This is a genomic window from Sphingobium sp. 3R8 (assembly GCF_020166615.1).
Lineage (GTDB): Bacteria > Pseudomonadota > Alphaproteobacteria > Sphingomonadales > Sphingomonadaceae > Sphingobium > Sphingobium bisphenolicum.
Window position 1 is genome coordinate 46,497 of the sequence record NZ_JAIQXR010000011.1, and the last position, 25,326, is coordinate 71,822.

Consider the following 25,326-nt stretch of genomic DNA (forward strand, 5'->3'; position numbering starts at 1 on the left):
ATAATACGCATATATGGTATATTTGGAAGATATATAATAGATTTGCGTTTTATAATCGGCGAGGAACCCATGGCATACACGCTTCAGCAGCTCAGCGATATGGAGGATATCCGAACGCTCAAACATCGTTATTTCCGGGGTATCGACACCGCCGATATGGGCTTGCTGGCGTCGCTGTTCACCGACGATATCAGCGTGGATTATCGCGGCGGCACCTATCGCGCGCGGCTGTCCGGCCGGTACAATATGCTCGCCTTCCTGGCCAACAGTTTCCATTCGGGCGTGATGGCGATGCATCATGGCCATATGCCCGAAATCACCCTGACCGGCGACGATGAGGCCGAGGGCATATGGTATCTGGAAGACATCTTCATCGATGTCGAAAACGCGCTGCATACGGTGGGCACCGCCATCTATCGCGATCGGTATAAGCGCGAAGCCGGAAGCTGGCATATCGCAAGCACGGAATATGACCGGGTGATCGAGATAGTGTCGCCGCTCGATCCCCAGTTGCAGATCACAGCGCATCATCTGGCGCACGCCGGCCGGAAACCGGCGGAGCGCCAGGATATCGGCCATTTGATCGAATGGGAAACCGCCTGATTGCATGGCCGGCGCATGGCAGCGATTTCGGTCGCCCGCCCGCGCCGCATTTTACAATGACAAAATTATAAGGGGGGAGGATTATGAAGAAGATCGCGTTGCCCATGGCAACCATGGTGTCTCTGCTGGCCCAGTCCGCGCTGGCGACGGCTGCGCTGGCCCAGTCCGGCGGGCCTGCCGGCGAAGACGTACAGGCCAGTGAAGATATTGTCGTGACGGCGCGTCGCCGCGAGGAACGGCTGCAAGACGTGCCGATCGCGGTCAGCGCCGTCGATGCCGCCGCGCTGAACAGCCGCGGCCTCGACAATGTGACACAGGTCAGCCAGATCGCGCCCAATATCCAGTTCACGCCGGGCCAGGGCGGCAATAGCGGCGGCATCGCTCCCTTCATCCGGGGCGTGGGCGAAAACGACTTCATCATCACCTCCGACCCGGCGGTCGGCGTCTATATCGACGGCGTCTATGTTGCCCGCACCTTTGGCGCGATGACGGAATTGCTGGGGATCGACCGGATCGAGGTGCTGCGCGGGCCGCAAGGCACGCTGTTCGGCAAGAATACGGTCGGCGGGGCGATCAACATCGTCTCGTCGGTTCCCGGCCAGGAGCAGCGGGTCGAAACGGACCTGCGCTATGGCTCCTTCAATACGGTGCGGGCGCGGGCCTATGTCGAAACGCCCCTGTCCGACAGCTGGTCGCTGGGCGTGGCGGCGCTCGGCGAATTTGGCGAGGGCTGGCAGAATATCCCCTCGGGCGACAATCTGGGCAACCGCAATGTCGTCGGCGGCAAGCTGGCGCTGCATTATAAGGGCGCGACGATCGATGCGCTGCTGCAGGCCGACGGATTGCGCCGCCGCCAGCATAGCGCGCCCCACAGCATGGTCGCCTTCACCCCCACCTTCCTGTCCGGGCTGCAATCCGCTTTCATCGCGCCCTGCTGCACCGTGCCCGGCGATATCGACCGGACGGACAGCACCGCCGCGCTCAACAAGGATGAAACCGACGCCTTCAACAGCTCGCTGACCCTGACCGCCGATGTGGGTCCCGCGACCCTGAAGTCGATCACCGCCTATCGCCATGTCGACGCCCTGTTCGGGCGCGACGGCGACGCATCGTCCACGGTCAATTATGCAGGCGACATTCATGACGAACAGGCCCGCCAGATCAGCCAGGAACTCCAATTGTCGCTCGACCTGGGCGGCCGTGGCGCACTGCTCCTGGGTGCCTTCGCCTATCGGGAGAAAACGCGCGACAATACCCGGCTGGTCGTGGCGGACGGGCTCTATCCCCGGCTGATCGCCGCCGGCTTCGACCCGGCGCTCGCGACCGCGCTGGATTTCAATATCGATTTCCGCAACCGGCAGCGGACCGACAATCTGGCGCTGTTCGCCAACGGCAATTATGAGATATTGGACAATCTCTCGCTGGAACTGGGCGCGCGCTACACCTGGGAGAAGAAACGCTTCACCCAGTCGGCCACGCGCATCTACGCCAACCAGCCATTATTGGCGGGCACACCCAGCTACACGCTGGAAAAGAGCTGGGACGCCTTCACGCCGCGCGCGTCGCTATCCTACAAGGTGCGACCGAACCTGCTGACCTATGCTTCCTTCTCGAAGGGTTTCCGGTCCGGCGGCTTCAACGGGCGGCCCACTTCGCTGGAGGAGATCGGTTCCTATGATCCGGAACATCTGACCGCTTATGAAGCGGGGGTAAAGGCCGGGTTCGGCCGCATCGCGACTATCAATCTGGCGGTGTTCCGCAACGCCTATCGCGACCAGCAGATACTGGTATCGACGGTCAGCCCGGCCACCGGCCTGATCGTGGTGCGCAACGAAAATGCCGGCCGCTCGCGCATCCAGGGGATCGAACTGGAGGGCAATTTCCGGGTATCGCGCCACTTCACGCTGACAAGCGCGCTCGGTCTGCTCGACGCCAAATATCTCAGCTATATGTCCGTCATCAATGGCGTGCCGACCGACGTCAGCAACCGTAGCCTCAAACAGGCACCGGACATCACCGCCAATGCCAGCGCCGTCTACCAGGCCGCACTCACCGAAGCGCTGGAAGGCCTCGTCCGCGTGGATGTCGCCTATAAGAGCGCCGTGTTCGTGGACGCGGAAAACACGCCGCTGCTGCGCCAGCCCGATCATGCCATCGTCAATGCCAGCGCCGAATTGCGGCTGACCGATTGCGGCCTGTCGCTGCGGGCGGGGGTCGACAATCTCACCAACCGGCGAATCATCACGGCGGGCTATGACGCCAGCACCAGCTTCGGCTTTACCGAAGCCTATTATTCGCCGCCGCGCCGCTACAGCCTCACCCTTGCCTGGCGGCGCTGATCGCGCTTGCGCTCCGGGGCGCTTGGTTCGATATCGGAAGGAGAATGTACAAGAGGATCAGCCAAGAGTGGCCGACACAGATGCCTCCGCTCTCCCGAATTTGCTCCTGGGGTTGTATGGCGGGCTGACCCGCGATCCGCCCTGGGAGGGCTTTCTGGAGGATCTGGCCGCCGCCGCGCAAGCGAGCTTCGCCACGCTGATCATCGCCACCGGCCGAACCGGAATCGACGCCCTGGTGACGCCGGGGGTCGATCCGGTCCGCGCCGGCGAATATGAAAGCCTGTCCGACGCCGACCCCTTCGTCGATCTGCCAGAGGGACAGGTCATGTCCTATCAGGATTTCGTCAGCCATGTGCCGTCCCGCTTCAAGGACTGGATGGATAGCACCGGGTCCGCCCAAATATTGGGTGTAGACCTGCAAGCACCGTCCGGCGCGTCCTTCCGCCTGCGCACCACACGCTATCAGAATCTGCCGGATTTCAGTGAGCGGGAAAGTGCGCTGATCGCCAGCCTGGTGCCGCATCTGCGGGTCGCACTGGAATTGCATGCCCGGCTGACGACGACGCAGGCCGAACGGCAAATCTTCAGCAGCGCGATGGCCGGGCTGGCCGTCGCGACATTGGTGCTGGGTCGCGATGGCCGGATCATGCGCCGCAACGCCACGGCGGAGCGCCTGCTGCGCGAGGGGATAGTCATCATGGAACGACAGGGGCGACTGGAGCCGCAAGCCGGCGCCGGCGTGACGATGCTCGCCCGCCTCCTGGCATCCCCGCCGCCGCCGGGCGAAGAAACCGCTTTCGACATGGCCGCGCCGGATGGATCATCGCTGCGCGGGCGCGCCCTGTCCTTGCCCATATCCGCTTATGGCGACGGCGCCTTCATCGCCCTGTTCCTGAGCGATCCGAACCGCTCCGACAGGCTCGATCCCGCGACGCTGCGTCATCGCTTCCAGCTGACACCCGCCGAAGCCGCGCTTGCAGTCCAACTGGCCAGAGGTATATCACTGATAGACGCCTCACAACGGCTCGACATCGCCCACAATACGGCGCGGGCGCATTTGCGGGCGATCTTCGCCAAGACCGGTACGCATCGTCAGGCCGAACTGGTGCATATGATACGAACGGCCGCCGCCGGCGCCTGACCGGATCAGTCGTCCGCCGTCATGCGCGTAATCTTGGCGATGCCTGCCTCATATTTGAGGTTGTGGACGGAGATGGAGGTTTCGACCCGCTGCACGCCCGGCATCGGCCGGATACGATCGATGATGAGGTCGTTGAGCTGTTCGATATTGGTGAACAGGCCCATCGCCAGCAGGCTGTAACGGCCGAGCAGCACCACGACGCACGTGATTTCGGGAATATCAGACAGAGCGCGAGCGAGGTCGGACACATGCGAGGGGTCGGCGTCGATCCCCATCATGCAGAGATTGGGCGACCCGGCCATGCGGAAGTCGGTGACCACGGTGAACTGGATCAGCCCTTCATTCTGCAACCGCTTGATCCGGGTGCGGATCGTGCCTTCGGTCACGCCCAGTTCGGCGGCGATGGCGCGATTGGAGATGCGGGCGTCCTGTGCCAGCTTGTCGACGATACCCTGATCGAGCTTGTCCAGGCGTTCCCAGGTCGGGCGTTCGGTCATAGCGGCACCACGTTGAATTCGAATTTCACAATATCTACGGCGATGCCGGACGTGATGTGCACGACCCCGTCGATACCGGCGATATGATCGAACAGAAGCTGCTGCACCTCCGAAAAATCGTGCAACGCCACCAGCAGTTCGAGATCATGATCGCCATTCATGATGTTGACGCTGAGCACCTCCGGGAATTTGGCGAGATCGCGACCGACATCCGGGATGCTGCGCCCCTGCACCTTCACGCCCAGCGCGATGATGACATTATAGCCATGGGCGGCGAAGTCTGTGACCGCCACGACGCGCATGACCCGCGCCTCTTCCATCTTCTGCAAGCGGGCGGACACGGTGGCGGCGGTAACGGACAGGCGCTCGGCGATTTCCTGGTTCGTCGCCCGACCATTGGTCCGCAATATGTCGATGATATTGGTGTCCAGACCGTCCAACGTCGGCGGCGTACCGTTTCGCCCGCTTCTGATCTGCATTCTCACCCGCCTCCCACTATGCCGTAGCGTTCCATAGCGCGTGGATTTGCGGAGGGCCAGTCACTATGGACCAGCCGAAAATCGCTACCCGAACCATTGTCGCAGCGCATCGCCACCTGCTGCCCCGAAGGCATGGAAAACCCTGAAATCTGCGTATCGCGCAACAATAAACCATTCCTGAAACCCATTATTTGCGTAATAAATGCACCTAATCAAAACGAGAATCAAGGCACCGATTCAAGCAAATATCGACCATTCGATCCGGTCCCCGACATGCAGGGTCGACTGACACTGGCCGCCGAAAAATTGTCGGAATGGCGCGCGACACTGAGCCTTGCGCCATTCGGCGGGACGGTCAGGCGGTTTCGCTCGAATACAAGGCCTTACGCAACGCAGCGCAGGCGTCGCGCTTCATCTGCCGGGCCAGAGCGGTATCGGGCATCACGTCGAATCCATGATAGGCGCCCGGATAGACGTGCATTTCCGTGGCTACGCCCGCCTCGATCAGGCGACGGGCATAATCCATGTCCTCGACCAGAAACAGATCGAGCGCGCCGACCGCGATGAAGGCGGGCGGCAGGCCGGTCAGGTCCTGCGCGCGAGCGGGCGCGGCATAGGGAGAGACGTCGGCCGATCCCGGCTCCTGCCCCAGCAACGAACGCCAGCCGAAGGCGTTGGCCTGCGGCGTCCAGACGAAGGCGCCGAGATGATCGGGGAGCCGCGTGATGCAGGTACGGTCGTCCAGCATGGGATAAATGAGATTCTGGTGCGCGATGGCCGGGCCGCCCCGATCGCGGGCCAGGAGCGCAAGCGCCGCGGCAAGCCCCCCGCCCGCGCTTTCGCCGCGAATGGCGATGCGCGCGGGATCGACGCCCAGACCGGTTGCGCTTTCATGCAGCCAGCGGAGCGCAGCATAGCAATCCTCGACCGCGCCCGGCGCGACGGTTTCAGGCGCAAGACGATAGTCGACCGAGACGATGATCGCCGCGACCGACGCCGCCATTTCTATATTCGCCAGATGATTGGTACGGACCGACCCCACCACATAGCCGCCACCATGCACATGCAGGATCGCCGGAAGCGGTCCGGTCGCACCATCCGGCGTATAGATCCTGACCGACGGACCATCCGCCAGACGCTCTTCACGCCAGATGACGCCGCTATTGTCCGGCTCCGGTGCCATCGCCGACATCTGATCCATACCTGCGCGGATCGCAGGAAGGCTGTCATTCGTCAGATCCAGCGGCGGCATGAAGTCCAGCCCCGGCAGCAGCGATGGGTCGATCAGGTCACGCATGTCTCATACTCTCCGATTATCTTTTATCATCATGGCCTTGGTTGCCGCCACAGCACCACGCGCGCGCTCCAGCGCGGGGACGCCGGCCGCCATCGCCGCCTGCTGCGGCGCTTCCACGCTGATCGGAATATCGCGGTGGAGCGCAGTTAGGAAGGCCGGAATATCGAAATGCCCTTCGCCAGGCAGTTGCCGTTGCAGGCCCGCTTCCCATTCGATGCGGTCGGCCGACATGGCCGCCGGCCCGTCGCTGATCTGCGCCATGCGGATGTGCGGCACCGCCAGCGAGGCCATGCTGCTGCCGACCTCCCCACCCCGCATGATATGGAGCAGATCGACCGTGACGCCGACATCGTCGCGGCCCAGTCGCTCGACCGTGGCGAGCGCGTCAGCGAGAGTTCGTATCTGTGAAGGAGGATAGAATTCGATAGCAAGATCAATGCTATATTGTTCGGCTAGGTCGGCCAGTTCGCTCAAACGATCGATCTGGCGCGCGAGATCGCGGTCGTAGCAAAGGACATTAGCCAACCGCCCGCCCAGTTCGGCGGCCACCGCCAGCGCAGGCTCGAAATCCGCGACCACGGTGCGGCGCGCCAAGGTGAAGGGGTAGACGAGATCGACCGTCAATCCGCCCGCGGCCAGCGCCGCGCGGGTGGCGCGACGCTCGGCCGCGTCGGTGACGAGGTCGTAGTCGGGCATGGCGGGCAATACCGCCATCGAACGCAGGAACGGGCAAATGCCCGAACAACCCGTCGCGGCGGCAATGTCTGCCAGCCGCGACGGGGTCGTGTCGGTTACGCTGATATGGTCGAGCGACAGCTGCATGGCCGATCGATCAGCCGACTGCTTCGCGCGCCTTCACCATGTCAAGCGCGACGTCGACGATCATGTCCTCCTGTCCGCCGACCATCTTGCGCCGGCCCAATTCGACCAAAATGGTGCGGGTGTCGAGACCATAGGTTTCGGCTACCTTTTCCGCGTGACGCAGGAAACTGGAATAGACCCCCGCATAGCCAAGCGCCAGGGTTTCGCGATCGACCCGCACCGGGCGGTCCTGCAACGGGCGGACGAGATCTTCGGCCGCGTCCATCAGCATCATGACGTCGCAGCCATGGTTCCAGCCCTTGCGATCGGCGGCGGCGACGAACACTTCGAGCGGCGCATTCCCCGCGCCCGCACCCATGCCGGTCAGCGATGCGTCGATGCGCACCGCGCCGCCCTGCGCCGCGACGATCGAGTTGGCGACGCCCAGCGCAAGATTGTGATGGGCGTGCATGCCGCGCTGGGTTTCGGGCTTGAGGACGCGATCATAGGCTTCGAGCCGGGCCTTCACCCCGTCCATGTCGAGCGCACCGCCGCTGTCGGTCACATAGACGCATTGCGCGCCATAGCTTTCCATCAACGCCGCCTGCTGCGCGAGCTTTTCAGGCTCGATCATATGGCTCATCATCAGGAAGCCGGCGACGTCCATGCCCAGGTCGCGGGCGATGCCGATATGCTGCTTGGACACATCGGCTTCGGTGCAATGGGTCGCCACGCGGACCGATCGCACGCCGATATCATAGGCGCGGCGCAGCTCATCGACCGTGCCAACGCCCGGCAGAATAAGGGTGGTCAGGACCGATCGGGTCAGCACAGAGGCGACTGCCTCCAGCCATTCCCAGTCGGTATGCGCGCCGAAACCATAGTTGAAGCTGGCGCCGCTGAGGCCATCGCCATGGGCGACCTCGATCGCGTCCACGCCCGCCTCGTCCAGCGCCTTGGCGATCGCCATCACATGGTCGATGCCATACATGTGACGGATGGCGTGCATCCCGTCGCGCAGGGTGACGTCCTGAATGTAGAGTTTGTCGCCGGCTTCGACGTTGAACTTGGTGCTGCTCATGCCGCCACCTTCTTGCCTTCGAGGATACGCTGCGCGAGCAGCTCGCCGGTCGCCTTTGCGGCCGCGGTCATGATGTCGAGATTGCCCGAATAGCTGGGCAAATAGTCCCCCGCACCTTCGACTTCGAGCAGGATCATCGTCTTGATGCCGGTGAACTCGCCGCGACCGGGAATTTTGAGCTTGTTGTTGTCGCCGAAGCGTTCGAACTGCACTTCCTGCTTCAGACGATAGCCCGGCACATAGGCCTGCACCTTCTTCACCATCGCCTCGACCGACGCACGGATGGCGTCTTCGTCGGCGCCTTCGGACAGGGTGAAGACCGTATCGCGCATGATCATCGGCGGTTCGGCGGGGTTGAGGATGATGATCGCCTTGCCCTGCGCCGCGCCGCCGACCTTTTCGATCGCGCCGGCGGTGGTGCGGGTGAACTCGTCGATATTGGCCCGTGTGCCGGGCCCGGCGGAGCGCGAAGACACCGACGCGACGATCTCGGCATAATGGACGGTTGCGACCTGGCTGACGGCGGCGACCATCGGGATCGTCGCCTGACCGCCGCAGGTCACCATGTTGACGTTGGGCTGATCCAGATTGGCGTCGCCATTGACCGTGGGGATCGTATAGGGGCCGATCGCCGCAGGGGTAAGGTCCACCACCTGCTTGCCGTCGGCACGCAGGGCGGCGTCATGGACCTTATGCGCATAGGCGCTGGTCGCGTCGAACACGATCCCTATGTCGGAATAGGCTGCCATCTTCTGGAGGCCGTCCAGCCCTTCATGGGTGGTCGCCACGCCGCGTTCGCGGGCCATGGCCAGACCTTCGGACGCCTCGTCGATGCCGACGACCGCCACCAACTCCATATTTTGCGGATATTTGACCATCTTGATCATCAGGTCGGTGCCTATATTGCCCGACCCGATGATCGCTGCCTTGACCTTGTCCGTCATGAAACCTCCACTTTAAACGAAGCGCGCAGTGCAGGCGCCCACGCCATGCAACTGCATTTCAAATATGTCGCCGGCCTTCGCCGGTTCCAGCGGCACCAGGCTGCCCGACAGGATCACGTCGCCAGCCTCCAGCGTCACGCCATAGGCACCCAATGTATTGGCCAGCCACGCAACGGCCTCGGCGGGCGAGCCCTGCACCGCATGGCCATAGCCTTCAGAGAGCGGCTGGCCGTTCTTGGTCACGGTGACGTGGAGGTTGGGCAGGTCGTGGTCACGCGGATCGGCGCGCGCGTCACCCAGCACATAGACGCCGCAGGACGCATTGTCGGCGATGGTATCGACGATGCCGATCTTCCAGTTTTCGATCCGGCTGTCGACGATTTCGAAACAGGGAATGATCGCTTCGGTTGCCGCAATGACCTGCGTCGCGGTGACGCCCGGCCCTTTGAGACTGTCCTTCAGGATAAAGCCGATCTCTGCCTCGGCGCGTGGCTGGATAAGACCATTCGCCTTGACGTCGATATCACCTTCCACATGCATTCTGTCGGTCAGGAAACCGAAGTCGGGCTGATGCACCCCCAGCATGTCTTGTACCGCCTTCGACGTCACGCCGATCTTCTTGCCAACGACCCGTTCGCCATCAGCCTTGCGCTTTTCCAGCGCGCCCAGCGAGATGGCATAGGCATCGTCGATCGTCAGGTCCGGAAACCGGCTCATCAACGGCGGGACGGCGCGTTCTTCCCGCAAGGCGCGATAGAGTTCATGGGCAAGGCCGTCGTTCAGGCTAGTGTCGCTCACAGATAGGCTCCGTCCTGATAGATGAGGGGATCGACGGTTTCGCCGAGACGCACAGCGTCCACGCGCGCCACCACGATGCTATGGGTGCCAAAGGGCGTCATGCTGAAGATCGTGCAGGCGAGATTCGCCTGCGCTTCGTCCAGCATCGGCAGGTCGTGGTGATCCGGCACCCAGCGGCCGACGGCAAAGCGCGCCTCTTGCGCCATAGCGCCGCCGAACGCGACCGACACCGCGCGCTGATGGCGCGAGAGGATGTTGATGCTGATGGGGCAGCCTGGGGCGAGGCAGGGATGAATGCCCGTCGACTGGCCGACGCAGACCAGTATCGCCGGCGGATCGACGGTCAGCGAAGTGATGGAGGTCGCCGCCATGCCGACGGGACCGTGCGCGCCCTTCGCCGCGACGATCGCCACGCCGGACGCCAGACGTCGCATCGCGCCGCGAAAATCCTGCGCGACATCCACCGGACGGCGCACAGTCATGGCGGCACTAGCCATGGAGGAATTCGAGCGCATAGCGATTAAACTCTGCGGCCCGCTCCACCTGCACCCAATGACCGACCTTGTTGAACGTCACGCAGCGCACGTCGGGGCACGCCTCGAAAAAGAGTGTGATGCCCTCCAGCGGCATGAAGCGCTCATTATAGCCCCAGAAGAGCAGGATCGGCATGGTGAGTTCGCCCAGGCGCGGCGCCAGATTGGGCGTACGCATCCGCATGATCACATCCTTGGGCTGGGTGCGAGCGACGGCGAAGCGTTCTTTAACCAGGTCATCCGTGACATGGACGGGATCATGAACCAGATTGGTTATCAATCGACGCTGTTCATCTTCGTTGAAATCGGGACCGCCAAAGGAACTGACCATGCCGGCGATACCCGGCATCTTGAAATAGTCCTCGCGCTCATGAATGCAGCCCGGCGCCATCAGGATCAGGCGGTCGACAAAGGCCGGATGGTCGAGCGCCATCTGGATCGCGATACCGCCGCCCAGGGAGTTGCCGACCAATATCGCCTTGTCCACGCCATGGGCGACAAGCGCTTCATAGAGGGTGTCGGTGAAAAGTTGCAGCGTATAGTCGATATCTTCGGGCTTGGACGACGCGCCATAGCCGATCAGGTCAGGCAGGATGACGCGAAATCCGGCGTCTGCGAAGGCCTGCACATTCTGCCGGAAATTGGACTGGCCCGATGCACCCGGTCCGCTGCCATGGATGAAGACCAGCGCGGGGCCGGCACCCACTTCGGCCAGCATAATGTCATGGCCGCCCGCCACGCGATGCGTGCGGCGGCTGATGTCATGCGTCATATGATGCTCCTCAGACGAAGGTGAAGGCCGGCGCTTCGCCGAGCATGGTGCCGACCACGTCGCCGATGCGGTTGGCGGGATCGTTGGCGACATGCGCGCGGGCGGCATGAAGGTCGAGCCAGGGCTGGAGGATCGGACTGGACATGTAGACGGCCCGGCCGCCGAGCAGTTTCACCATGTCGTCGGCCAGGTCCGCCAGACGGCGCACGACGCTGGCCGACTGATAGGCGAACAGCGCGCGGCGCTGCATCGGAATGGCCTCGTCGCGTTCGGCATAGCCGATAAGCTCGTCGAAGGTCGCGCGATGGGTCAGCTCCATCTCGTCGGTTTCGGCGATGGCGCGGGCGATGGCAGCGTGCAGGTTCGGATCGGCCTTGGACGCCTTGCCGGTGTTGGTGGATATCCGGCTCTGCATGATCTCGATCGCCGCCTGGATGGCGGCGCGCATACCACCGAAAGCAGCGGTGGAAACGGAGCGCGTGAACAATTGCGCCCAGGGCATACGATAGAGCGGGCCGTCATTGGCCTCCTGTCCCGGATTCTTGCAGGCGAAGCCATCGGCAGCACGATGGGTACGATATTCGGGGACGAACACCCGCTCCACGAGGATGTCGAAACTGCCTGTACCCTGCAGCCCGAACGTATCCCATGTCCCTTCGATCACCTGATAGTCCGAGCGCGGCAACAGGAAGGTGCGCATGTCAGGCGGGCCGCCATCGGTGTCGAAATTGATCGCGCCCAGAAGCACCCAGCCGCAATGGCTCGAGCCCGAGGAAAAGCCCCAGCGCCCCGACAGGTAGAAACCGCCTTCCGCTTTCTCCACCTTGCCCACCGGCTGATAGGTGGAGGACACCAGCATGTCAGGATCGTCGCCCCAGACATCTTGCTGCGCCCGGTCGTCGAACAACGCCAGTTCATAAGGATGACAGCCCAGCACGCCGTAGATCCAGCCAGTCGACATGCAGCCTTCGGCCAGCGCCTTCTGCACGTCGAAGAAGACATTGGGATGCATCTCGTAACCCCCATGACGGCGCGGCTGGAGGATACGGAAGAATCCCGCCTCGGTCATTTCCGCCACCGTTTCGCGCGGTACGTCATTGGCCGCCGTGCAGCCGCGCGCGCGGCTTTTCAGCAGGGGAATCATGGCTCGCGCCCTTTCGACCAGCGCCTCGGCGGACGGCGCAAGCGCTTCGCCATTTCCCGTCGATCGACTTGCTGCTGCCGCGGTCATCCTCGTCTCCATCCAAAGTCTCCTGGACCATTTTGGCTATATGCGTAGTTTATATAAATTTAAAATACGCAAAATGTCAAGTACAGGAGGGGTTGCACATTCTGCGCGATGCATATAGGCAGATTTGCAACGAATTGCCATTGTTTCGTTGCAAATCGCGGAAAATGACATGCATCACAAGCATGTTCGTGGTCCAAAATATGGAATTGCGTATTATAACGCGATTCATGCGGCGACATTGGAATGATGCAGGATGATAGGATGAGGCGGCAGGAATGGCTGTAATTTCGCTGGGCTATGTGATGATCGAGGCGCGTGACCTGAACGACTGGCGCGCCTTCGCCTGCGATATTGCGGGCCTGATGCCGACAACGGCGTCGCGGGACGATGTCGCCCTGTTCCGCATGGACGATCGCCCATTCCGTCTCTGGGTACAGAAGAGCGCGCGCAACGCGTTTATCGCACCAGGATGGGAGTGTGCGAGTCGCGAGGATTTCGATGCACTTCTGGCCAGACTGGAAGCGGCAGGGCGGCCGGTCGAACGCGCCGACGTCATGGAAGCGCGCGCGCGGCAGGTCTATGAACTGGCGCGGTCGTCGGACCCTGCCGGCAACGCGATGGAAATCTTCTACGGCCGGTTCGTGGATTACGCTCCCTTCGTCTCGCCCGCGGGCGTCAGCGGCTTCGTGACCGGCGACAATGGCGACATGGGCCTTGGCCATGTCGTGCTCACCGCCCCCAATTTCGCGGAAACGCACAATTTCTACAAAGATGTGATGGGCTTTGGCGATACCGACCTCGGCCGTTTCTTCCTGATGGGCGGCGGGCCGGACGATCCCGGCGTCGGCTTCGCCTTCCTTCACTGCAATGGTCGCCACCACAGCCTGGCGCTCGGCCAGATGCCGGAAAGCCCGAACGGCGCCGTCCATATGATGCTGGAAGCCGCGACTCTGGAAGATGTCGGCCGCGCCTATGACCGCGTACTCAAGAGCAAGGGGAAAGTACCGCTGTCCGCAACGCTGGGCCGTCACGTCAACGACAAGATGACGAGCTTCTACATGCAGACGCCCGGCGGCTTCGACATTGAATATGGCTGGAACGGCCTGGTCATCGACCCGGCCACCTGGGTTCCGACCACCAGCATGACGGTAAGCGATTGGGGCCACAAATGGGCTCATGAGAAGGACGACTGAAGATGCTCGATAAACGGATGACGGCGCAGGACGTCGTCGGGCAATTGTCCGATGGCATGACGATCGGCATTGGCGGCTGGGGGCCGCGCCGCAAGCCCATGGCGCTGGTCCGCGCGATCATGCGATCCGACCTGAAAGATCTGACCATCGTCGCCTATGGCGGCGCCGACGTCGGGATGCTGTGCGCGGCGGGCAAGGTCAGGAAGCTGATCTTCGCCTTCGTGTCGCTCGACGCCATTCCGCTCGAACCCTGGTTCCGCAAGGCGCGCGAAGCGGGGCAGATCGAGGTGCTGGAATTGGACGAGGGGATGTTCCAATGGGGGCTGAAGGCCGCCGCTTTCGGCCTGCCCTTCCTGCCGACGCGCGTCGGGCTGGGCACCGATCTGGCCGAGCTGGGCGGTCTCAAGACCGTGCAGTCGCCCTATGCCGACGCGGAAACATTGATCGCCATGCCTGCGCTGAAGCTGGACGCGGCGCTGCTCCACGTCAATCGCAGCGACTGGCGGGGCAATGTCCACCTCTTCGGCCCCGACCCCTATTATGACGAATGGTTCGCCAAGGCCGCGACCAAAACCTATGCGTCGACAGAGGAACTGGTCGACCGGATGGAAGATCATTATCCGCAGGACGCGCACTATAATGTGTTCGAACGCTGCTTCGTCAGCGGCATCATCCATGCACCCTGCGGCGCGCACCCCAGTTCCATGCCGCCCGCCTATGGCTGGGACATGAAAGCGTTCAAATCCTATGCCGACGCGGCAAGGGAGCCGGGCGACTGGGCGACGGTGGCCGACCGCTTCGTCGGCGCGACCGAAGCGGCCTATCTGGATAGCATTGGCGGAAAGGAGGCGGTAGCGGCTCTCCCGCTCCCGATATTCTGATGACTGAAGTAATAATGACTGAAGCGACTCTGGCAGAACTCTGCATTTTCGCCTGTTCGGAGGCTTTCCGGGGCAATGGCGAGATCATCGCTACCGGCGTCGGCCCCGTGCCACGCCTGGGCGCCAGCCTCGCCAAGCTGACCCACAGCCCCGAACTGATGATGACCGATGGCGAAGCCTATCTGGTCGAACAGCCGGTGCCGATCGGCCCGCGCGGCTATGACGACCGCAAGGCTGCGGGCCACCTGCCCTTCTCGCGCTTCTTCGACAGCGCGGTGTGGACGGGACGCCGCCATGCGATGGTGACGCCGACGCAACTCGACCGTTTCGGCCAGATCAATTTGAGCTATCTGGGTGGCACCTATGACAAGCCCAAGACGCAGATGCTGGGCGTGCGCGGCTTTCCGGGCAATACCATCTACCACGCCAACAGCTTCTTCTTCCCGATGCATTCGGCGCGCACCTTCGTCGCGGGCGACGTCGATATGGTGTCGGGCGTGGGCTATAATCCGGCCAAGCGGGTCGCAGGCGGCAATTATGCGGGTGTCGACCTGCGCCGGATCGTCACCAACCTGTGCGTCATGGATTTCGGTGGCACGAACAACGCTATCCGGGTCGTATCCCTGCATCCGGGCGTGACCTTCGAGGAGGTGCAGGACGCGACCGGCTTCCCGCTGGAAAAGGGCGAGATCGTCGAAACACCGATACCGAACGGCGAGGCGCTGACGATCATCGCCAGCCTCGACCCCCACAATATCCGCGCATCCGTCATCAAGGACAATCCGCCTGCAAGGAGGGCATGATGAGCGACAGTGATCGTCTGGTCGAACCGCAAGAGGTCGACATCGTCTATGAGACCGACGAGCCGGTCACCTATGAAATGATCGACCATGTCGCATGGATCATGTTGAACCGTCCGGGCTTCAACAACGCCCAGAACGGCCAGATGACCTATGCGCTGGACGACGCCTTCAAGACTGCGACGAACGACGATGACGTCCGGGCGATCGTGCTGGGCGGCAACGGCAAGCATTTTTCCGCCGGGCACGACATCGGCACGCCGGGACGCGACCTGCACAAACATTTCGACAACCGGTTGATGGTGCCGGGCCACGTTAACAAGCCCGCGGCCGAGCTGCTCTACACCCGCGAGAAAGAGCAATATGTCGGGATGTGCCGGCGCTGGCGCGACGTCGCCAAACCGACCATCGCGATGGTGCAGGGAGCCTGCGTCGCGGGCGGATTGATGCTGGCCTGGGTCTGCGACCTGATCGTGGCGAGCGAGGACGCCTTCTTTCAGGATCCGGTCAACCGCATGGGCATTCCGGGCGTCGAATATTTCGCCCATGCCTATGAGCTGCCGCCGCGTATTGCCAAGGAGTTCCTGTTGCTGGGCGAGCGCATGACCGCGCAGCGCGCCGAACAGTTCGGCATGGTGAACAAGGTCGTGTCCCGCGAGGCGCTGCGCGAGACGGTGGCGGCGATGGCGGCAAAGCTGGTCGCGCAGCCACGCCTGGGCAACTGGCTGACCAAGCAGGCGGTCAACCATGTCGAGGAACTGATGGGCAAGCGCAATGCCATCGAGGCGCAATATCATATGCACCATTTCGCCCATGCCCAGAATGACCTGACGATGGGCAATTCGATCGGCGGCCTCGACGGCAAGGCGATGGCTGCCGCGAACAAGAAAGACGCGGGCGAAGGCTGATGGGCGATCCGCTGCATACAATCATGACCGAGCGGCTGGGGTGTCGCTGGCCGATTATCCAGACCGCGATGGGTTGGGTGGCCGAACCCTCGCTCGTCATCGGCTCCACCAAGGCCGGCGCGTTCGGTTTTCTGGGCGCGGCGGTGATGACGCCGGACGAAGCGCGCGCGAAGCTATTGGCGGTGCGGCGCGGCACCGATCGACCCTTCGGCGTCAATTTCCACATGTTCCAGCCGGGTGCCGACCAGATTGTCGAGCTGATCCTGGCCAACAGGGATCAGGTGCGCGCGGTGAGCTTCGGGCGCGGCCCCAATGCCAAGATGATCGCGCGGTTCAAGGATGCGGGCATCCTCTGCGTGCCGACTGTGGGCGCGGTCAAACATGCGCAGAAGATGGTCGAACTGGGTGTCGACATGGTCAATGTGCAGGGCGGCGAAGGCGGCGGCCATACCGGATCGGTGCCGACCACCGTGCTGCTGCCACAGGTGTTGGACGCGGTGCAGGTACCGGTGATCGCCAGCGGCGGCTTTGCTGACGGGCGCGGGTTGGCGGCGGCGCTGGCCTATGGCGCGGTGGGCATCGCCATGGGTACGCGTTTCCTGCTGACGCAGGAAAGCCCGGTGCCGGACAGCGCCAAGGCGGAATATCTCAAGGCCGGCACCGACCGCATCATCGTTACCACCAGGCTGGACGGGATTCCGCAGCGGATGATCGCCACGAAACTGATGGACCAGATCGAAAAGTCGGGGACACTGGGCATGTGGCTGCGCGCCATCGAGGCCAGCATGGCGATGAAGAAACAGACCGGTGCGAGCTGGATGGGTCTCATCAAGTCCGCGCGGGGCATGACCGCCCATGGCGCCATGCCACTCAAACAGGCGATGATGGCCGCGACCGCCCCGATGCTGATCCAGAAGGCGGTGGTCGACGGCGATATCGAACATGGCGTGATGGCGACCGGCGTGGTCGGCGGACGCATCAACGAAATTCCAAGCTGCCAGCAACTCGTCGATCGCATTGTCGAAGAAGCCAATGGGCGGCTTAACGCGCTGGCCTCAATGGGTCGAGAGACCGCTCCGGCGCTCTGAGGGAGGATAAGATGCCGATCACATGCACCATCGAAAACCGGATCGCGGAAATTGTCTTCGATCATGCGCCGGTCAACGCCTTCGACAGCGCGACATGGAACAGCCTGCCCAGGATCATCACCGATGCGGCGCGCAACGAGGACGTTCATTGCATCCTGATCCGCGCGGAGGGGCGCGGCTTTTGCGGCGGCGTCGATATCAAGGAGATGCAGGCCCACCCCGAGCGCATCCCGCACCTCAATCGCGGCAATTACCTGACCTTCAAGGCGATCCACGAAGCCGAAATTCCGGTCGTGGTCGCAGTCCACAAATTCGTGATCGGTGGCGGCATCGGCATTTGCGGCGCGTCCGACACGATCATCGCGGCGGAGGACGCCTATTTCTCGCTGCCGGAGATCGATCGCGGCGCGATGGGTGGGGCCAGCCACATGTCGCGCATGTTGCCGCTGCACAAGGTGCGCGCGGCCTTCTTCACCGGCGGCACTATCCCCGCGCAGGAAGCCTATCGCCTGGGCGCGGTAGAGAAGGTCGTGCCACGCGCCGATCTGGAAAGCGAAGCCCGCGCCTTCGCCGCGCTGATCGCGTCCAAGTCGCGCAAGGCGCTCGTGATCGCCAAGGAAGCATTGAACGGTCTGGAAGCCCGCGACGTCGACCGGGGCTATCGCTGGGAACAGGGCTTCACCTTGGAAATGTACATGCACGAGGACAGCCAGAAGGCGCGCGACGCCTTTGTCGACACGGGCAAGGCGGCCCGGTTCTGATGGACCTGACCTATACTCCCGAACAACAGGCGTTCCGGGCCGAGGCGCGCGCATGGCTGGAAGCCCATGTGCCCACCGCGACGCTGGAACATTATGACGCAACGCGCGAAGGCTTTGAGGCCCATCGCGCATGGGAAAAGACGCTCAAGTCCGGCGACTGGGGCATGGTGACATGGCCGGTCGAATATGGCGGGCGCGGCCTCGACCTCATCCAATGGCTGATCTTCGAGGAGGAATATTATCGCGCCGGAGCGCCGGGTCGGGTCAACCAGAACGGCATCTTCCTCCTCGGCCCGACGCTGATCGAATATGGCACCCATGCGCAGAAACAGCGTTTCCTTCCCTCCATGGCGAGCGGCAAGGAAATCTGGGCGCAGGCCTGGTCCGAACCGCAGGCCGGGTCCGATCTGGCCGGCGTGCGGGCGACCTGCGTGGCCGACGGTGAGGATTATATCCTCAACGGCCACAAAATCTGGTCGAGCCGCGCTGTGTTCGCCGACTGGGCGTTCGGCCTGTTCCGCACGCCGGGGACGGAGCGGCACAAGGGGATGAGCCTCATCTTCTTCCCGCTCGACGCGCCGGGCGTGACCGTCAACGCGATCAAGAAGATCAACGGCCATGTCGGCTTTGCGGAAATCTTCCTAGAGAATGTGCGCGTCCCCGCCTTCAACCGTCTGGGTGACGAAGGCCAGGGCTGGCATATCTGCATGGCGACAGCGGGCTTCGAGCGCGGGCTGATGCTGCGCTCTCCTGCCCGCTATCAGGTCGCTGCGGCGAAGCTGGCCGCGCTGTGGCAAGCACATAAGGAAACGGCCGATCCCGCGCTGGAAGCCGATGTGGTGCGCGCGCACATGAACGCAGAGGCCTATGCGCTCAACATCTACCAGACCGCCTCGCGGCTGATGGCGGGCGCGAAGATCGGGCCGGAAGCCTCCACCAACAAGATTTTCTGGTCGGAACTCGACATCCACCTGACCCAGACCGCGCTGTCCATCCTCGGCCCTGTCGCCGAACTGACGCAGGACGCGCCGGACGCCAATCCGGTCGACTGGATCGACGACCATATCTTCGCGCTTGCGGGCCCCATCTATGCCGGGTCGAACGAGATCCAGCGCAACATCATCGCCGAGCGGATGCTCGGCTTGCCGCGCTGAGGAGGGCGGACATGGATTTCACCCTCAGCGACGAACAGATGATGTTCGCGGAGACGGCGCGGACGCTCTTCGCCGATAGCTGCACGCCCGATCACTGGCGCAAGATGATGGAAGGGGGCGCCGCACGCGACGATGCCCGTTGGGCGTCTATCGTCGAAACCGGCCTGAGTCTGGTGCTGCTGCCCGAAAGCGCAGGCGGCATCGACCTGTCCGAAATCGACTTCACCCTGATCGCCCAGGAAGCGGGCTATGTCGCGCTCCCTGAGCCGCTGGTCGAAAGCGCGGGCGTCGCCGCGCCGATGCTGGCTGCGCTGGCACCCGGTCATGCGGCGCTTGCTGATCCGCTCGCTACCATCGCCATCGCGCATCCGATCAATCCTTTCGTCGCCAATGCCGACAGCGCGGCGGCGATCCTGCTGGAGAAGGAGGGCGAAGCTTATCTCGTCACGCCCGATCAGGTGACGCTGACCGCGCAGGCAAGCATCGATCCCCTTCGCCGCCTGTTCCGCGTGGAATGGGACGCGGCCAACGCCACGCCGCTGGGCAAGGCAGACTGGGACTTGGCCCTCGACCGGGCGGCGCTGTTCAACGCCGCCATGGGCCTCGGTCTCGCACAGCGCGCGGTCGATCTGGCGGTCGACTATGCCAAGGAACGGCAGCAGTTCGGCAAACCCATCGGCAGCTATCAGGCGGTTAAGCATCATCTGGCTTCCGCACAGGTCGCGATCGAATTCGCCCGGCCTGTCGTCATGGCGGCGGCCGCGGAAATCGGCCATCGCGACATGCAGGCGCGCGCGCGCGTCAGCCATGCAAAGATCGTCGCGCTGGAAGCCGCCGACAAGGCCGCCCGCGCTTCGATCCAGGTGCATGGCGCCATGGGCTATAGCTGGGAGGTCGACGCCCACCTCTTCCTCAAACGCGCGCTGGCGCTGAGCCGGAATTGGGGCACGCCCGCCTTCCACCGCGCCCGCATCGCGCAGCGGCTGTTTACCCAGCCCAACGGCCCCGACCAGACCTTCGCCAGAGAGAGCAAAAATGCCTGAAGCCTATATCATCGACGCCGTCCGCTCGCCCATTGGGCGTAAAAAGGGTAGCCTCGCGGGCGTCCACCCGGCCGACCTTGGCGCACATCCGATCCGGGAGCTGGTGAAGCGCACAGGCATCGATCCGGTTCTGGTCGATGATGTCGTCTGGGGCTGCTGCGACACGATCGGTCCGCAGGCAGGCGATATCGGCCGGACTGCATGGCTGGTGGCGGGTTTGCCGGAGGAAGTGCCAGGCGTTACCGTCGACCGCCAGTGCGGTTCCAGCCAGCAGGCCGTGCATTTCGCGGCGCAGGGCGTGATGAGCGGCACGCAGGATTTCGTTATCGCGGGCGGCAGTCAGGCGATGAACGCCATTCCGATCTCCGCCGCCATGTTCGCGGGGCAGGCCTATGGCTTCGACAGCCCTTTTCAGGGCGCGAAGGGCTGGGACGCCCGCTATGGCGGTGAGGAAGTGAACCAGATTCGCTCCGCCGAGATGATCGCGGAAAAATGGGGCATCAGCCGTGCGGCGATGGAAGCGTTCGCGCTTGCCTCCCACCAGCGCGCGCAGGCGGCCTGGGACAAGGGCTGGTTCGACAAGGAAATCGTGGCCCTGAACGGCTTGTCGAAGGACGAAACCATCCGCCCTGCCACCACATTGGAAGGACTGGCCGGTCTCAACCCGGTGCGCGATGGCGGCATCGTCACCGCCGGCGTCGCCAGCCAGAATTGCGACGCCGCGGCCGCACTGCTGATCGCCAGCGAACAGGCGGTGAAGGCGCATGGCCTCAAGCCCCGCGCCCGTATCCATCATCTCTCGGTGCGCGCCGCCAATCCGGTGTGGATGCTGACCGGCCCGATCCCGGCGACCCAATATGCGCTGAAGAAAGCGGGCATGTCGGTCAGCGACATCGACCTGTTCGAATGCAACGAAGCCTTCGCCAGCGTGCCCATGGCATGGATGAAGGAACTCGACATTCCCCATGAGAAGGTGAACGTACAGGGTGGCGCGATCGCACTCGGCCATCCGATCGGCGCAACCGGCGCCCGACTGATGACCACTCTGCTCAATGCCCTGGAGCGCACCGGCGGCCGCTATGGCCTTCAGACCATGTGCGAAGGCGGCGGACAGGCCAACGTCACCATCATCGAGCGGCTGTAATATGCCCTGCTACGCCTATCAGGGGATCGTTCCCGTGGTCGACCCGACCAGCTATGTCCATCCGCTGGCATCGCTGATCGGGGACGTGATCGTAGGTCCGGGCTGCTTCATTGCGCCCGGCGCGTCACTGCGCGGCGATTTCGGCCGGATTGTCGTGGAAGGCGACAGTAGCATTCAGGACAGCGTGACCGTCCATGCCAATCAGCTGCGTGACACGATCATCAGGCGTGGCGCGACCATTGCGCACGGATCGATCATCCATGGCTGCGAGATCGGCGAAAATGCACTGATCGGTATGAATGCGGTGATCCTCGACAATGCGGTGATCGGGCCGGAAAATCTGGTTGCGGCCCTGAGCCTCGTAAAGTCCGACACGCACACACCGCCGCGCAGTCTGGTCGCGGGCAATCCGGCGAGAATCATCAAGAGCTTCGAACCGCATCAGGTCACATGGAAGAATGATGGCGAGGGCGAATATCAGAAACTCGCCCGCGCCGCGCTGACCGACCTCATCGAGGCGCAGCCGCTGGCCGCGCCCGAAGCGGGCCGGCGGCGCATCCGGTCGAACGCCATTGCCGTGCGCCTGACCGGGCCGACAGCCGCCTTGCGGGAGAAACAGGCATGAACGACGCCGCCATCGCCATTCCCAACCTGCTCTATCTTTATGCCGAACTGATCGACGCGGCGGATTTCATCGGCGCGGCGCGGTTGTTTCGGCATGGCGCGGTGATCACCGGCGGCCAGCGGGTCGAAGGAGAGAAAGCCATCGCCGACATGTGGCGCAGCTGGATGCGCCTCTATGACGGCAAGCCGCGCACCCGGCATATCATCACCAACCCGATCATCCTGCTGAGCGATGATGGGGAAAGCGCCACTAGCCGCTCGCAATGGACGGTGCTGCAGGCGACCGAGGACTATCCGCTACAGCCGGTGGCGACGGGCCGCTATCACGACAGCTTTCAGCGGATCGACGGCCAATGGTGCTTTGCCGAACGCAATTATGCGCAGGTCGACCTCGCCGGCGACCTCAGCGCGCATCTTTTGAAATCTCTGAAGGACGCTTGACGATGGGTATCTGCGAAGGACGCGTGGCGATTGTGACGGGCGCTGGAAACGGGCTGGGCAAGGCCTATGCGCTGGGGCTGGCGGCGGAAGGCTGCAAGCTCGTCATCAATGACCTGGGCGTCGGCACCCATGGCGAGGCCGGCCTCACCAAAGGCGCCGCCGAACAGGTGGTGGATGAAATACGCGCCATGGGCGGCGAGGCGGTCGCCAATAGCGACGACGTGGCCGACTGGGACGCGGGCAAGCGCATGGTGGATGCTGCGCTCGACAATTTCGGACGGCTGGACGCGATCGTGAACAATGCAGGCTTCGTGCGCGACCGCATGTTCTTCACCTGCTCGCCCGAGGAGTGGGATGCGGTGATCCGCGTGCATTTGCGTGGCCATTTCTGCACCACGCGCCACGCAACGGAATATTGGCGGGCGCAGGCCAAGGCGGGCCATCCCGTCGATGCGCGTATCATCAACACGACCAGTGGCGCGGGCTTGCAGGGATCGGTGGGCCAATCGGCCTATTCGGCCGCCAAGGGGGGCATCGCCGCTTTGACTCTGGTGCAGGCGGCGGAACTGGCGCGTCTGGGCGTCACCGCCAATGCGCTCGCGCCCAACGCCCGCACCCGCATGACCGATACCGGCGCCTTTGACATGGCGGTCGAGGATGGCGGCTTCGACGTCTTCGCCCCGGAGAACATGGCCCCGCTGGTCGCCTATCTGGTGTCGGAACAGTCGCAGGGCGTGACGGGACAGGTCTTTGAACTGAAGGGCGGCACGATCTTCCTGTCGCAAGGCTGGACCGACAGCCCCGCCCATGACAAGGGCGCGCGCTTCGACGCGCGCGAACTGGACCCCATCGTCCGCAAACTGGTCGCGACCCGCGAACCCGCCAAACCGGTGTACGGAGCCGCCTGATGGACTTCGCACTCAGCGACGACCAGCGCGCCATCCAGGAGGCCGCCCGCGACTTCCTGAACGACGCCGCCAATACCGACGCTGTTCGGGCCGCTGCGGAAAGCGCGACCGGCTTTGACGAAATGCTTTGGCGGGGCCTTGGCGAAATGGGTTTTGCCGGGCTGATGGTGCCGGAAAGCCATGGCGGGCTGGGGCTGGGCGCGGTGGAAATGGCGCTGGTTCTGGAAGAAATGGGCCGGTGCCTCGCGCCCGTTCCCTTTTTCGAAACAGCGGTTCTGGCGGTGCAGGCGGTGGTTGGCGCAGGCAAGGCGGGGCAGCTTGCGACGCTTCTTCCTCGTCTCGCGTCGGGCACGCGCGCCTGTTTCGCGGGAACAGCCGACCGCCCGACCCTTTCGGACAACCGGCTCACCGGCACCGCCCATTTCGTCACCTTCGCGCATGTGGCTGAGCTGATCGTCATCGCCACGGCGGATGACAGTCTGGTCGTGCTGGAAGCGGATATGCCGGGCCTGACCATCGAGCCCCTGCCCAGCCTGGACCGTACGCGCCGTTTTGCTACGCTGACTTTCGACTGCGCGATCACGCCGGACCAACTGCTGGGCGCGCCCGGCAGCGCCAAGGCCGCCATCGATCGCGTCCTGACCATCGGTGCAGGCCTGCTCGCCGCCGAGCAGGCGGGCGTGGCGCAATATAGCCTCGACGCCACGGTCGACTATGCCCAGCAGCGGGTGCAGTTCGGGCGGGCCATCGGCTCCTTCCAGGCTTATAAGCATATGCTGGCCGACATGATGCTTCTGATCGAAGCCTCTCGCTCCGCCGCTTATTATGCCGCCGCCGCCATCGACGAAGATGGCGCGGAACTGGCCGAAGCCTGCCATATTGCGCGCGAATATGCTTCCGATGCCTGCCGATCCGTCACCGGCGACGCGATCCAGTTACATGGCGGGATCGGCTTTACCTGGGAACATCACGCCCACCTTTATTTCAAGCGCGCCCGTGCCACCGCGAACTGGCTGGGATCGCCCGACCAGCATCGCGAAGCGCTGGCCACCCTCCTCTTCAAGGACGTAGCATGCCCCCGACTTCCCCCGTTCCGCCCTATCCCACGCCGCGCGGCCTGCTGACCGGCAAGACGGTGGTCGTCACCGCCGCAGCGGGCACCGGCATCGGTTTCGCCGTCGCCAAGCGCGCCGCCGAGGAGGGAGGCAAGCTGCTCATCAGCGATTTCCACGAACGCCGCCTGGGCGAAGCCGCCGACCGGATCGCCGATGAAGCGGGCGTGGAACGGCCAGCGACGTTCGTCTGCGACGTCACCGACGAACAGGCCGTGCAGGGCCTGCGCGACGCGTCGCTGGCCGCCTTGGGCCGGGTCGATGTGCTTATCAACAATGCGGGGCTGGGCGGCGAAGTCGATGTCGTCGATATGACCGACGACCAGTGGAACCGTGTGCTGGATGTGACGCTGACCAGCCTGTTCCGCATGACCCGCGCCTTCCTGCCATCCATGTATGCCGCAAAAACGGGCGTGATGGTCAATAATGCGTCGGTTCTGGGCTGGCGCGCGCAGAAGGGCCAGGCCCATTATGCCGCCGCCAAGGCGGGCGTCATGGCCTTCACCCGCTGCTCGGCGATCGAGGCGGCGGAACATGGCGTGCGCATCAACGCGGTGGCGCCCAGCCTCGCCATGCACCCCTTCCTCGCCAAGGTGACGACGCAGGAGGCGCTGGACCGGCTGGTCGAAAAGGAAGCCTTCAAACGCCCCGCCGAAGTGTGGGAGGTCGCCAATGTGATGATCTTCCTCGCCAGCGAACTTTCCTCCTACATGACTGGCGAAATCCTGCCCGTGTCGAGCCAGAAGGCCTGAG

27 protein-coding genes are annotated in these 25,326 nt (G+C 63.5%); 17 read left to right on the forward strand and 10 right to left on the reverse strand.

What is annotated here, in order from left to right; translation table 11 throughout:
* Positions 1-69: 69 nt before the first annotated feature.
* The 3 genes from K9B33_RS12080 (at position 70) to K9B33_RS12090 (ending at position 4,083) form a co-directional block, all read left to right on the forward strand.
* Positions 70-603, forward strand: coding sequence for a nuclear transport factor 2 family protein (locus tag K9B33_RS12080; protein ID WP_224549060.1), 534 nt, complete (start codon positions 70-72; stop codon positions 601-603).
* Positions 604-686: 83 nt separating this feature from the next.
* Positions 687-2,942: a TonB-dependent receptor gene (locus K9B33_RS12085; RefSeq protein WP_224549062.1), complete on the forward strand. Its 2,256-nt coding sequence runs from the start codon at positions 687-689 to the stop codon at positions 2,940-2,942.
* Between the two features lie 67 nt (positions 2,943-3,009).
* Positions 3,010-4,083 carry a helix-turn-helix transcriptional regulator gene (locus K9B33_RS12090; RefSeq protein WP_224549063.1) on the forward strand — a complete coding sequence of 358 codons (1,074 nt, stop codon included), beginning with the start codon at positions 3,010-3,012 and terminating at the stop codon, positions 4,081-4,083.
* A 5-nt stretch (positions 4,084-4,088) separates the two neighbouring features.
* Here the strand turns inward: K9B33_RS12090 and K9B33_RS12095 are convergent, their stop codons facing one another.
* The 10 genes from K9B33_RS12095 to K9B33_RS12140 all read right to left on the reverse strand — a co-directional run bounded on the left by K9B33_RS12095 (position 4,089) and on the right by K9B33_RS12140 (position 12,516).
* Positions 4,089-4,580, reverse strand: coding sequence for an Lrp/AsnC family transcriptional regulator (locus K9B33_RS12095; RefSeq protein WP_224549064.1), 492 nt, complete (start codon positions 4,578-4,580; stop codon positions 4,089-4,091).
* Entirely contained in the window at positions 4,577-5,059 is a 483-nt protein-coding gene (locus K9B33_RS12100; protein ID WP_224549065.1) for an Lrp/AsnC family transcriptional regulator, read from the reverse strand. Before K9B33_RS12100 ends, K9B33_RS12095 begins: the two co-directional genes overlap by 4 nt.
* A gap of 355 nt (positions 5,060-5,414) precedes the next feature.
* On the reverse strand, positions 5,415-6,356 hold the full coding sequence (locus tag K9B33_RS12105) for an alpha/beta hydrolase (RefSeq protein ID WP_224549066.1): 942 nt from the start codon (positions 6,354-6,356) through the stop codon (positions 5,415-5,417).
* 3 nt (positions 6,357-6,359) lie between these two features.
* Positions 6,360-7,178: a sugar phosphate isomerase/epimerase family protein gene (locus K9B33_RS12110; protein WP_224549067.1), complete on the reverse strand. Its 819-nt coding sequence runs from the start codon at positions 7,176-7,178 to the stop codon at positions 6,360-6,362.
* 10 nt (positions 7,179-7,188) lie between these two features.
* Entirely contained in the window at positions 7,189-8,238 is a 1,050-nt protein-coding gene (gene dmpG, locus K9B33_RS12115; protein WP_224549068.1) for a 4-hydroxy-2-oxovalerate aldolase, read from the reverse strand.
* Entirely contained in the window at positions 8,235-9,182 is a 948-nt protein-coding gene (locus tag K9B33_RS12120; protein WP_224549069.1) for an acetaldehyde dehydrogenase (acetylating), read from the reverse strand. Before K9B33_RS12120 ends, dmpG begins: the two co-directional genes overlap by 4 nt.
* 12 nt (positions 9,183-9,194) lie before the next feature.
* Positions 9,195-9,899: a fumarylacetoacetate hydrolase family protein gene (locus tag K9B33_RS12125; protein WP_224549169.1), complete on the reverse strand. Its 705-nt coding sequence runs from the start codon at positions 9,897-9,899 to the stop codon at positions 9,195-9,197.
* A gap of 77 nt (positions 9,900-9,976) precedes the next feature.
* The gene (locus K9B33_RS12130; RefSeq protein WP_224549070.1) at positions 9,977-10,462 is read right to left on the reverse strand and encodes a flavin reductase family protein; all 486 of its coding nucleotides are present in this window, start codon (positions 10,460-10,462) and stop codon (positions 9,977-9,979) included.
* Between the two features lie 7 nt (positions 10,463-10,469).
* Positions 10,470-11,285, reverse strand: coding sequence for an alpha/beta fold hydrolase (locus K9B33_RS12135; protein WP_224549071.1), 816 nt, complete (start codon positions 11,283-11,285; stop codon positions 10,470-10,472).
* A 10-nt stretch (positions 11,286-11,295) separates the two neighbouring features.
* Positions 11,296-12,516: an acyl-CoA dehydrogenase family protein gene (locus K9B33_RS12140; RefSeq protein WP_224549073.1), complete on the reverse strand. Its 1,221-nt coding sequence runs from the start codon at positions 12,514-12,516 to the stop codon at positions 11,296-11,298.
* Between the two features lie 275 nt (positions 12,517-12,791).
* On the opposite strand from K9B33_RS12140, the gene K9B33_RS12145 reads away from it, so the two are divergent.
* The 14 genes from K9B33_RS12145 to K9B33_RS12210 are packed head-to-tail and all read left to right on the forward strand — an operon-like array spanning position 12,792 to position 25,325.
* Positions 12,792-13,709, forward strand: a complete 918-nt coding sequence (locus tag K9B33_RS12145) for a VOC family protein (protein WP_224549074.1) — start codon at positions 12,792-12,794, stop codon at positions 13,707-13,709.
* A 2-nt stretch (positions 13,710-13,711) separates the two neighbouring features.
* Positions 13,712-14,590 carry a CoA transferase subunit A gene (locus K9B33_RS12150; protein WP_224549075.1) on the forward strand — a complete coding sequence of 293 codons (879 nt, stop codon included), beginning with the start codon at positions 13,712-13,714 and terminating at the stop codon, positions 14,588-14,590.
* Between the two features lie 14 nt (positions 14,591-14,604).
* Positions 14,605-15,393, forward strand: a complete 789-nt coding sequence (locus tag K9B33_RS12155) for a CoA-transferase subunit beta (protein WP_224549076.1) — start codon at positions 14,605-14,607, stop codon at positions 15,391-15,393.
* Positions 15,393-16,298 carry an enoyl-CoA hydratase gene (locus tag K9B33_RS12160; RefSeq protein ID WP_224549077.1) on the forward strand — a complete coding sequence of 302 codons (906 nt, stop codon included), beginning with the start codon at positions 15,393-15,395 and terminating at the stop codon, positions 16,296-16,298. Before K9B33_RS12155 ends, K9B33_RS12160 begins: the two co-directional genes overlap by 1 nt.
* Positions 16,298-17,386: an NAD(P)H-dependent flavin oxidoreductase gene (locus tag K9B33_RS12165; protein ID WP_224549078.1), complete on the forward strand. Its 1,089-nt coding sequence runs from the start codon at positions 16,298-16,300 to the stop codon at positions 17,384-17,386. Before K9B33_RS12160 ends, K9B33_RS12165 begins: the two co-directional genes overlap by 1 nt.
* Before the next feature lie 11 nt (positions 17,387-17,397).
* Positions 17,398-18,147, forward strand: a complete 750-nt coding sequence (locus K9B33_RS12170; RefSeq protein WP_224549079.1) for an enoyl-CoA hydratase family protein — start codon at positions 17,398-17,400, stop codon at positions 18,145-18,147.
* Entirely contained in the window at positions 18,147-19,301 is a 1,155-nt protein-coding gene (locus tag K9B33_RS12175) for an acyl-CoA dehydrogenase (RefSeq protein WP_224549080.1), read from the forward strand. The genes K9B33_RS12170 and K9B33_RS12175 overlap by 1 nt, the downstream gene beginning before the upstream one ends.
* 11 nt (positions 19,302-19,312) lie before the next feature.
* Positions 19,313-20,344: an acyl-CoA dehydrogenase family protein gene (locus K9B33_RS12180; RefSeq protein WP_224549081.1), complete on the forward strand. Its 1,032-nt coding sequence runs from the start codon at positions 19,313-19,315 to the stop codon at positions 20,342-20,344.
* Positions 20,337-21,488, forward strand: coding sequence for an acetyl-CoA C-acetyltransferase (locus K9B33_RS12185; protein WP_224549082.1), 1,152 nt, complete (start codon positions 20,337-20,339; stop codon positions 21,486-21,488). The genes K9B33_RS12180 and K9B33_RS12185 overlap by 8 nt, the downstream gene beginning before the upstream one ends.
* 1 nt (position 21,489) lies before the next feature.
* A complete protein-coding gene (locus K9B33_RS12190; protein ID WP_224549083.1) occupies positions 21,490-22,113 on the forward strand; it encodes a phenylacetic acid degradation protein PaaY in 624 nt (207 codons plus the stop codon).
* Entirely contained in the window at positions 22,110-22,553 is a 444-nt protein-coding gene (locus K9B33_RS12195) for a nuclear transport factor 2 family protein (protein ID WP_224549084.1), read from the forward strand. Before K9B33_RS12190 ends, K9B33_RS12195 begins: the two co-directional genes overlap by 4 nt.
* A gap of 2 nt (positions 22,554-22,555) precedes the next feature.
* Positions 22,556-23,461 carry an SDR family oxidoreductase gene (locus tag K9B33_RS12200; RefSeq protein WP_224549085.1) on the forward strand — a complete coding sequence of 302 codons (906 nt, stop codon included), beginning with the start codon at positions 22,556-22,558 and terminating at the stop codon, positions 23,459-23,461.
* Positions 23,461-24,585 (forward strand): acyl-CoA dehydrogenase family protein, encoded by a 1,125-nt coding sequence (locus K9B33_RS12205; RefSeq protein ID WP_224549086.1) that lies wholly within the window; start codon positions 23,461-23,463, stop codon positions 24,583-24,585. The genes K9B33_RS12200 and K9B33_RS12205 overlap by 1 nt, the downstream gene beginning before the upstream one ends.
* Positions 24,534-25,325, forward strand: a complete 792-nt coding sequence (locus K9B33_RS12210) for an SDR family oxidoreductase (protein ID WP_224549087.1) — start codon at positions 24,534-24,536, stop codon at positions 25,323-25,325. The genes K9B33_RS12205 and K9B33_RS12210 overlap by 52 nt, the downstream gene beginning before the upstream one ends.
* Position 25,326 lies beyond the last annotated feature (1 nt).